This window comes from Fulvivirga aurantia, from assembly GCF_009711475.1.
GTDB lineage: Bacteria > Bacteroidota > Bacteroidia > Cytophagales > Cyclobacteriaceae > Fulvivirga > Fulvivirga aurantia.
Genome location: NZ_SMMD01000841.1, coordinates 1 through 10418, shown reverse-complemented (window position 1 = coordinate 10418; position 10418 = coordinate 1). Strand labels below are relative to the sequence as shown.

The following is a 10418-nucleotide window of genomic DNA, read 5'->3' as shown; positions in this document are numbered from 1 at the left end:
AAGAATAAACTTCCCAGGTTTACCAATTGGTTTATCCAAAGACCTTTGACTTCAGCATTGATAGTGCTTGTAGAAATGCTCATGGTTACAGGCTATGTAAGCTACTCATACTACCAGCTTCAAAAAGAAAATGAAGAGCGAGAGGTTGACAACATTATGCTGTCTTTTGAAAAAAACATGCAGCAAACCATTGACCTCAGCAGCCTGGTGGTGATGCAACTTGCCACTACAGTAGATGAGGAGGGAGCAGTAAATCAATTTGATTCAGTGGCCGCCAACCTCATGGATAAATATGATTTTGTAAATATCCTGCAATTGGTACCCAAAGGTGTAATCAAACATGTCTATCCTCTGGAGGGAAACGAATCAGTTTTGGGGTATGACATACTTGCTGACTCTAACGTCAATAAAGAAGTAAAGAAAGCCATAGAACGTAAGGAAATCTTTTTTGCAGGTCCGCTTACACTCAGACAAGGAGGAGAGGCCGTTATCGGTAGAATACCCATATACAGAAATAATGAGTTTTGGGGTTTGTCAGCCGTGGTGGTAAGTCTTGAAAACTTCTTTCAGGATGCCATGGCGCTAAGCCGGGCTTATGGCAGGTACAGGCTGGAAATTTCTAAAGAAAACCCTTATACAGACGAGGAGGAATTCTTCTTAGATCATCAAAACTTTGATGCTGATAGAGTCTACCGCTCAAAATTTTTACTATCGGGAGAGTGGAGTGTTTATATAGTGGCCGAAGAACAATACGGTGCCTTGATACAAACAATTCCCATAGCATTTATGGGTACCTTACTCACGATAGTGTTTGCGTTGGTTATCGGAGTGTTATTTAACAGAACCAAACGCCAGTTCGCTGAGGTAATAGAACTTGGTGAGCAGCAATTTATGACTCTTCTTGGCAGGATTAGTGATGGGTTTGTAGCATTAGATCAGAATTGGAATTACACTTACGTAAATGAAAGAGGAGCTCAAATATTAGGCAAAACCCCTGAGGAGCTGATAGGCAAGAATATTTGGAAGGTATTTCCGGAAGGGGTGGGACAACCCTTTTACAAATTATACCATAAGGCTTTGGAAACCCAGTCATATCAATATTTAGAAGAACATTATGCTCCGTGGGATCGATACTTTGAGAACCATATATATGCCTCACAAGATGGCCTTTCTATTTTCTTTAAAGATATTACTGAAAGGAAAAAGCAGGAAAGAACAATATTTTATGCCAATCAGAGGCTTAAAAACCACCTGAATAATACACCTCTGGCCGTTACAGAGTGGGATGCTGAAGGAAGAATAATAGAGTGGTCTCCGGCAGCAGAAAAGATGTTTGGTTGGAAGGCAGATGAGGTGATCGGTAAAAATAGAGAAGAGTTAAATATTCTCCATAAAGATGATTATGCCTTTGCGGTAAATCTCGCTATAGATTTATTAGAAACAGGTAATAATCAACTGGTTGTTAGGAACAATACAAAAGATGGGAAAATAATTTATTGCCAATGGCACAATTCGGTGATAAAAGATGGTGCCGGAGAAATTGTGTCTTTTATGTCTTTAGCTCAGGACATAACAGAACAAAAGCAGGCAGAAAAAAATCTGGTTGAAACCACAAGGCTATTAAACACGGCTCAGCAATTGGCTGAGTTAGGCAGCTGGAAAATAAACCTGACTGATGAGACACTATTTTGGAGTGATGAAATGTATAATATACATGAAGTTGATCCATTAGAATTTAGTCCTACATTAGAAAATGTAGATCAATTTTACCAGGATAATATTGACCTGGTTAGAGAAGCTTTTAAAGAATCAATGCGCACGGGCAAAACATCTGTACTGGAGGCGGAGATTGTAACAGCAAAAAATAACCACAAATGGGTTCGTGTTATTTGTGAATATAGCCTTATCAATAATAAGCAGGGGGTTTTTACCGGCTCTATGCAAGATATAACTACTCAAAAACTAAATGAGAAATCTGAAGCTGAAAAACAAGAACGAAAACTTAAAGAACAAGCAACACTCTATGAATTAAGTACCATGCGCATTGAGTGGTCACTTGATAGAAAAATCAAACAAATATTAAAATTAGTAGCAGAAACTATTGATTGTGAGCGCGTTAGTATATGGTATTTCGATCACGAAGTTGAGTCCATAACCACTGATTATGTTTATGTAAAAAGTGCAAATGAGTTCACAGATACAATAACACTTAACAAGCTTGAGTTTCCGACTTACTTTAGTTTTATCAATGATATCCAAACCTCAAAAGTAATAGCTGCTGAGGACGCACACATACATCCAGCTACTAGGGAGTTTACTGAATATTACCTTAAACCCCACGGCATTAGATCCATGCTAGATGTATGTTTGTCTAGTGGAGGTAAGGCTATTGGTGTGATTTGCCATGAACACATAGGAGATGTTAGAGTCTGGACCCAACAAGATATTGATTTTGCTAGTTCTGTGGCCGACCTGACAGCTTTAATTCTGGAAGGAGAAAATAGAAAAAAAGCAGAGGAGAAAATAAGAATCTCCGAAAGCAGGTATAAGGCTTTGATCGCAGCCTCTAATACCGGAGCCTGGGAGTATTTTGCGGATCAGGATTACTATTGGTGTAGTGAGGAATATTTTACTATGCTGGGTAGAACACAAGATGATTACATGAAGGAAGGTGAGCATAGTGTACTTAAGCCATGGCTAAGCTTACTGCACCCGGATGATGTAGAACAAGCCGAAACTAAATTTTTTAAGTACTTAGAAAACCCGGAAGGCACTTATGAAAACTATTTCAGAATGCTTCATAAGGACGGACATTATATTTGGGTTTGGTCGAGAGGTGAGATTATAAGAGACTCAAATAACGAATCTACCAAAAGAGTAGTAGGCACACACATCGATATTTCGGAGCGGAAAAAATCGGAAGAAGAACTAAAAGAAATAAACGATCGACTGAGAAAACTGTCTGCTCACTTACAGACAATAAGGGAGGAGGAGCGCACAAATATTGCACGAGAAATACACGATGAGCTAGGTCAGCAGCTCACAGGTATTATGCTTGACCTTAGCATACTCAACGAAAAGCTGGAAGAAGAAGGCAATGATTATCTCGTTGAAAATGTGTCTAGAATGATTGATACTGCCAAAGAAATAATTGCTTCTGTCAGGAAGATATCTACATCGCTCAGGCCGAGTATATTAGACGATCTGGGTCTAAAGGCCGCTATTGAATGGCACGCAGATCAATTTGAAGAAAAGACCAATATAAACTGCAAAGTAGATATTAAGAATTTAACTGATAACTACTCAAAAGAGATCAATACTACAGTATTTAGAATATTTCAGGAGTCACTCACTAATGTTTTACGTCATGCCAATGCTACGGAAGTGCAAGCAGCATTGGTTGAGGAAGAAGGTTCCCTAGAGTTAGAAGTTAAGGACAATGGAGTTGGAATTACCGATCAAAGAAAGTATAATGTGTCATCGTTAGGGCTTATTGGCATGAGCGAGCGCGCCAGTATGGTCAACGGTCATTTTAGTATAGATCGGGCTGGTGAGAGAGGCACAAAAGTTTGCCTGAAGGTGCCTTTGGCGACTTAAACATAGGTAGCAATACTCTGTTAGATATTACATATGAATAAACCAAACGAACATACACTCAAGCTCATATCAGTAGACGACTCAAAAGTAATCTCAGATCATATTTCTTTCTTCTTACAGAAACTGCCCTGGGTGCAATGGTTGGGACACGCATTTACTTTGGAAGAAGCCCGTAAGCTCATAGAAGATAAGGAGCCAACGCTTATCATTTTAGATATTCAGATGAAAGGTGAGAGTGGTCTTGATTTCTTGCCAGAAGTACAGGAAAAATATAAAGGAGTAGATGTGATCATGCTTAGTAATCACGAATCAAAACCTTATCGCGAAAGAAGCAAAGAGCTTGGTGCCAGGTTTTTCCTTGATAAATCAAGTGAGTTTTACAACTTGCCCTCAATCCTCAGAATTATATATAACAATCAAAAAAAGGCCCTCAATAAAATGTAGATAGGCATTTATGAATAATGCTAATCACCTTCATGAGAATTATTCATCTCTATTTTGAATCGGATGTGTACGCTTAACGTAAAAGAATACTAGATTTGATAGATATGGAAGTCAACCTAATTGCATTTTTTTCATTTATTGTCATTACATCATTTACTCCGGGACCTAATAATATAGCGAGCGCTTCTTTTGGTGTTTTGATAGGTTACCGTCAAACACTCAAGTTCCTTTTGGGTATTGTTGCTGGCTTTTTTATGATGCTCTGGGTCTGTGCGTTACTTTCCAATGCCTTATTGACTTCAGCACCATTTTTGAGCGAATATTTAAAATATATTGGCGCTGCATACATTCTGTGGTTGGCCTATCAGACACTCAAGGCGGGTTATTCTTCTTCGCAAGATGCTAAACAGCTTGCCTCCTTTACTCGCGGATTCTTATTACAGTTGGTTAATCCTAAAGGTCTTTTTTACGGCCTCACTATATTTACTACTTTTTTGGTAAGCACCGGAGAAAACTTCTTTCAAATCCTTCCCTGGACGCTGTTGCTCATTTTAGTTTGCTTTTGTGCTATCTCTACCTGGACTCTTTTTGGTACTTTGATTCAGCGCTACATGCGCAATGAAAGACTCAAGAAAATAATCAATACGGTTTTAGCGCTGGCACTTGTGTTTACGGCCTTTCAAATAGCTTTTGGCTAGCGTTACAATACCAACAGGCCGTTTTCTCTAAGGGCTGCCCAAACTTCTGATGTAGTAAGCATATCAAAATCCTCAAAAGAAGCTTCGTAGTTTTCTTTTACTGCTTTAACAGTTGTTGAAGGTTTGTCGTAGGCAACCTGTGCTATCATCTCACTTATCCAATACCCCAGGTCTGCCTGCAGTTCTATTAAAAAATCTTCTTTCCTTCCTGAAAATACTAACTCAACCATTTCTTCATCGTCATCGGTGGCAAAAGCAACAACCTGAGGCTGGGTGCCTATCCAGAGCGCTTTTTGGTGTGGTTTGTAAGTGATTTCCGGCTCGCTATTTATTTCGTTTACTATGTACCTGGGCGGTATTGTAGTTTGTGGTACAGAGGTTTCAAACCATTCTTGTAAAGGCACATCAAAGCACACACCGTGCATATAATTGAAAAGAGACTTTCTCAAACCCTCGCCAAAATCATCATGGTTTCCGCCTACTGGATCATCATGTAAAAGGTCATTATTGGCAAAGGTACCATTTTCCGGCCCTATTTTGCTTACGCCAAATGCCTTTGGGTTTATACCTACCGGGCTATGGGCAGTCATAGCAAATCGGTGCCAAAAACCAGATTGTACTACACCTATTTCAAACAACTGCCTCACCATTTCCAATGAGTCTATTGTTTCTTGCGCTGTTTCCGTTGGGAATCCGTACATCAGGTAGGCATGCACCATGATTCCTGCTTCTGTAAAGTGATTGGTCACTCGCGCAACCTGACTCACTGTTACACCTTTCTTGATTAACTTGAGCAATCGGTCTGAAGCTACCTCAAGTCCTCCCGATACCGCAATACAGCCAGATGCTCTCAATAGTCGGCATAAATCGGCAGTAAAGCTCTGCTCAAAACGTATGTTGGTCCACCAAACTACCGTGAGTTTTCTTCTGAGTATTTCTATGGCCAGATCTCTCATGAGTGCAGGTGGAGCTGCTTCATCTACAAAATGAAAGCCATTTTGACCCGTTTGCGCCATAATCTCCTCAATACGATCACATAAAATAGCAGCGGTTATAGGCTCATAACGCTGTATATAATCGAGAGAAATATCACAAAACGTGCATTTACCCCAGTAGCAGCCATGCGCAAGAGTAAGTTTATTCCATCGCCCATCACTCCACAGCCGGTGCATGGGGTTGGCTATTTCTATTACCGAAAGGTAATCCCGCAAGTGTAAGTCGCTATAATCGGGGGTGCCGGTATCGCGCTGAGCTACGTCTTTTTCTTTACTGCCGTTGAAGTAAAATACTTTGCCGTTTTTTAATGAAAACGTTCTTTTGAGCTTTTCAATGGACCTTTCGCCATCGAGATGTTCTATTAAGTGGGCCACAGGGGCTTCACCATCATCAAGCGTTACAAAATCGATAAACTCAAAAACACGGGCGTCATTCAAAGTTCTTAATTCCGTATTTGGATAGCCACCACCCATCCAAACCTTTATATCAGGGTGATTTTGCTTTATATATTGACCGCAACGAAATGCTGCATATAAATTGCCGGGGAAGGGCACAGATATACCTAAAGCGGTTGGCTTGCTGTTTTGAATTTTCTCCTCTAGTAATTCAAGTAGAATATTATCGATCAAACCCAGTGGTTGATGCATGGCCTCATACATCTCATCAAAAGAGGTAGCAGACATACCGAGTCGTTCTGCATAACGGCTAAAGCCAAAGTGAGGGTCAATTGCTTCTGTTATGAGGTCTCCAATATCTTCGAGGTATAAGGTGGCGAGATATCTGGCCTTATCTCTGATGCCTAAAGTTCCAAACGCCCATTCCAACTCATCTAACTGTTCAAATCGGCCAGCTTCTGGCAGATAATCACCTTCCGAAATATGATAACCCAAAGTGGGGTTCTTATCTTGCAAAAAGGCAATGACCGGATCGATGGTTTGTAAATAAAGATCTCTTAACCGGTAGATTCTACCAGCATTTTCAGACAATTCTTCGGTATCGATTTTACTTACCTCATCAAACACACTGGTGAGCCCTTTTTTAGAAAAAAGCTTTAATATCACTTCAATTCCAAGGTCAGCCTGTAGGGTAGGAATATCAAGGGTATTGAGAAAGCCCTTAAGATATGCCGTAGCGGGGTAGGGCGTATTGAGCTGTGTAAAAGGGGGCGTTATAAAAAGAACTTTTTGAGGCACTACAATTGATATTTGTGCAAAGGTCTACAATGTAAATTTGATTAACGAAAACTCTGAGTGTTAATTACTTCTGGTCATTCTTCTTAGGCAGCTTCAGTTTAGGCCTAGGACCTCGCAGGTGGATAATCAGGCCGTTGAGAAAATTTCTAAGTATCTGATCGCCAGCTTCTACGTATTTGGGGTGATCTTCATTTCTAAACATATCGCCCAATGCACCTTTCGATATGTCAAAATCTACAAGCTTCAGAATTTTTATTATGTCTTCGTCACGTAACTTATGAGCTACTCTGAGTTTTTTGAGAATGTCGTTATTGGTAAGCATAAATGCAAAGGTAAACTTTTAAGACTCAGAAAAGGCCACGTTGATGTGTGAATCCTGATTATTTTGTAAGTTCGGAGCAAACTAACAAACACGCTGATTACATTATGAAAAAGATCTCAATTTTTACATTGATTTTATTCTCTTGTCTGGCATATACAGGCAAAGTAAATGCCCAGGGTTTCGAACCTGTAGATGGTTTTAAACAAGTAAATTTTGGTGTTGGTACCTCTGGCTGGGGTGTGGCATTATGGGGTGGTATGGATTATGGCATCGCAAATAAAGTGACTATCGGGCCGTGGGTAGGACTTAGAACTAATTCTAACTATACCGCTATTACCGTGGCTTTTAGAGGTGACTACCATTACGGAGGCCACATAGATGGTCTGCCCAAAGAGTTAGATTTGTATGGTGGTTTAGGTATGGGTTATACCAATCTGGCCTTTGATAACACCCGATTTGATGGAAATGGTAACTTAGTCCGATTTTCTGATAATGCCGGCTATTTTGATGTTTGGCTAAGTGCAGGTGGAAGATGGTATTTTAGCCCTGACTGGGGAGTAATGTTAGAGTTTACGGGTGCCTCAAGAGGAAACCTTGCCGGTGCGCTTGTAGGGCTTTCTTACAAATTCTAAAAGAAAAATAAACAGGTCTCTCGACCTGAGAGTTATACTACCGGGGAAGTAAATTCCTCGGTTTTTTTGTGTTTTTTAATCTCATAACAGAGCTAATAGGTAAATGATGGATGCCAAAGCGAGTATCAAAAGGCAAATTGAGCTGCTTGAAGTAGAGCGTGAGCAGGACTATAAAATGTATCAGGAGAAGATGATGCTGTCCTCCATTGAAGATCGTGAACGGGAAGGAGTCACGTGGTACCCCGTACATCTGGTGAAAGACTTCATTAGCATGGGTGAGCGCATTACACTAGTGCTTGAGAAAACCAAAAACCAAAAACAAAGACACAGCTTTCAGGCCGGCTCAATCGTAGGAGTTTTTACAGGAACCGATGAAAACGGTAAGTCAATACCGGGCGTAGTGAGTATGCTCAAAGACCATACGATGCATGTGGTGCTCAATCAAACTAACTTGCCAGATTGGGTGTATGATGATAAGATTGGTGTAAACCTGCTCTTTGATGACAACACCTACAAAGAGATGAAACGTACACTCAAAGGTGTGCTAAAAGCCGAAAATAATCGACTGGCAGAGCTCAGGGATATTTTTTATGGAAACAAAGAGGCTCGGTTTAGTAATGGGTACGCTTATAACTTACCTGGCCTTAACGAAGTGCAAAATAAGGCTTTTAGTAAGATTACAGATGCACAGGATATTGCATTGGTACATGGCCCACCGGGTACGGGCAAAACAACTACACTCACAAAATGTATTGCCGATGCCACCCGTCAGGAAAAACAGGTACTTGTATGTGCTCCAAGTAATGCAGCAGTAGATTTGTTGGTTGAGAAACTGGCAAACGAAGGTCTTGATGTAGTGAGACTCGGGCACCCCGCACGACTTACGCCAGAGGTGATAGAAAACAGTGTCGATGTAAAAATTAGCAAGCATCCTGATTTTAGCAGATTGCGAGAGCTTCGAAAAAAGTCTGAGGAATATCGCAGGATGGCTAAAAAATATAAACGCAATTTTGGCCGTAAAGAGAAAACACAGAGAGATTTACTATTTAGCGAATCACGCATACTTAAAGAGGAATCGCGACAACTCGAGTCTTACATTGCCGAAAATCTAATCGATCACGCTCAGGTTATTGCTTGCACACTCACAGGTGCCAATCATCAGATGATCAAAGATCGCGTATTTAAAACCTGCTTTATTGATGAGGCCTCTCAGGCATTAGAAGCAGCCTGTTGGATTCCACTTGATAGGGTAGAGCGTGTAATTATGTCTGGAGATCACTATCAATTGCCACCCACTATAAAGTCAATTGAGGCTGCCAAAGGGGGGCTCGAACAGACTTTGTTTGCCAAAGGTATTGAAAATCAGGTCGATAGCACTGTCATGTTAGAAACTCAATATCGCATGCATAATGCTATTATGGGCTTCTCAAGCGACTATTTTTACCAGGGTAAACTTAAAGCCGATGAAAGCATTAACCATCGACCAGCTTATTTTGAGCAGCCCATAACTTTCATAGATACTGCCGGGGCTGGCTATAATGAAGAACTTAAAAAGGAGACCTTGAGCACCTTTAATCGTGACGAAGGATTGCTACTAGGTCGACTGATGGGAGAAGACTTACCTCCGGCAGACATGTCAGTAGGTATAATCGCACCGTATAAGGCACAGATAGAATTAATCAGAGGTATAGTCAATCGTTCGGAAAAGTTGGCTCCGATACGCGAAAATATATCGATTAATACCGTTGATGCATTTCAGGGGCAGGAGCGCGATGTCATGTATATTTCTCTCACAAGGTCAAACGATAAGGGAGAAATAGGTTTTCTTAAAGAGTACCGTAGAATGAATGTAGCATTGACCAGAGCCAGGTATAAGCTGGTGGTAATTGGAGATTCGGCTACGCTGGGCAATGATCCATTTTATGCCAGGTTGATAGATTATGTACAAGCAAATGGTGGTTATGCTTCTGTGTTTGAATACATCTACAGTGCCAACGAATAATTATACTGCCATTTGAAATAACCATGTTTCAATAAAACTGTTGAAAGCATATGCGAATAGTGCTTAAGACAACAGTGGAAGCTCAGATGGAGACGGTCTTCCAGGCTTTCGATGAAAAGCTTTTCAGGTATCTGTTACCACCAGGAGCTAAGTTATTACGTTTCGATGGCTCAAGAGAAGGTGACCTGGTACATATTAAGTTTGGCTTTCCTTTATTTAGTGAGTGGATAAGCGAGATTGTAGAAGACGGTAAGGAAGGGCGCATGCGCTATTTTATTGATGTAGGCAAAAAGCTGCCCACACCTTTAAAAAAATGGAAGCATATGCATATTGTAAGAAGAAGTGGTCAGCAGTCGATCATTGAAGACAATATGAGTTTCAGTACAGGCCTGAAATTATTAGATATTTTGATCTATCCGTTTCTGTACCTGGCTTTTTTGCCTCGAAAAAAGCAGTATAAAGAATATTTTAAGGCTAGAGTGACTTAATTGTCTTACCTTTGCACCAGCGGAAAGCAATGATAGTATACCAGCG

At 40.5% G+C, this 10418-nt stretch carries 8 protein-coding genes; 6 read left to right on the top strand and 2 right to left on the bottom strand.

The genetic code is table 11. From position 1 onward, the window contains the following. The 3 genes from E1176_RS12410 to E1176_RS12400 form a co-directional block, all read left to right on the top strand. Positions 1-3597, top strand: a 3597-nt coding sequence (locus E1176_RS12410; protein WP_155210955.1) for a PAS domain S-box protein, incomplete at its 5' end; no start/stop codon positions are given. Positions 3598-3630: 33 nt separating this feature from the next. Further along, entirely contained in the window at positions 3631-4041 is a 411-nt protein-coding gene (locus E1176_RS12405; RefSeq protein ID WP_155210954.1) for a response regulator, read from the top strand. 104 nt (positions 4042-4145) lie between these two features. Next, complete coding sequence (locus E1176_RS12400; protein ID WP_155210953.1) at positions 4146-4739, top strand: LysE family translocator; 594 nt, start codon at positions 4146-4148, stop codon at positions 4737-4739. Between the two features lie 2 nt (positions 4740-4741). Here E1176_RS12400 and E1176_RS12395 read toward each other — a convergent pair whose 3' ends face one another. Together E1176_RS12395 and E1176_RS12390 are read right to left on the bottom strand one after the other, a co-directional pair. After that, positions 4742-6928: a radical SAM protein gene (locus E1176_RS12395; protein WP_185152783.1), complete on the bottom strand. Its 2187-nt coding sequence runs from the start codon at positions 6926-6928 to the stop codon at positions 4742-4744. Positions 6929-6992: 64 nt separating this feature from the next. After that, positions 6993-7250, bottom strand: a complete 258-nt coding sequence (locus tag E1176_RS12390) for a DUF1456 family protein (protein WP_155210952.1) — start codon at positions 7248-7250, stop codon at positions 6993-6995. A 104-nt stretch (positions 7251-7354) separates the two neighbouring features. Between E1176_RS12390 and E1176_RS12385 the strand changes: the two genes are divergently transcribed. The 3 genes from E1176_RS12385 to E1176_RS12375 all read left to right on the top strand — a co-directional run bounded on the left by E1176_RS12385 (position 7355) and on the right by E1176_RS12375 (position 10372). Next, positions 7355-7882, top strand: a complete 528-nt coding sequence (locus E1176_RS12385) for a hypothetical protein (protein WP_155210951.1) — start codon at positions 7355-7357, stop codon at positions 7880-7882. A gap of 103 nt (positions 7883-7985) precedes the next feature. Further along, a complete protein-coding gene (locus E1176_RS12380) occupies positions 7986-9884 on the top strand; it encodes an AAA domain-containing protein (RefSeq protein WP_155210950.1) in 1899 nt (632 codons plus the stop codon). A gap of 50 nt (positions 9885-9934) precedes the next feature. After that, positions 9935-10372, top strand: a complete 438-nt coding sequence (locus E1176_RS12375) for a hypothetical protein (RefSeq protein ID WP_155210949.1) — start codon at positions 9935-9937, stop codon at positions 10370-10372. Positions 10373-10418: the final 46 nt, after the last annotated feature.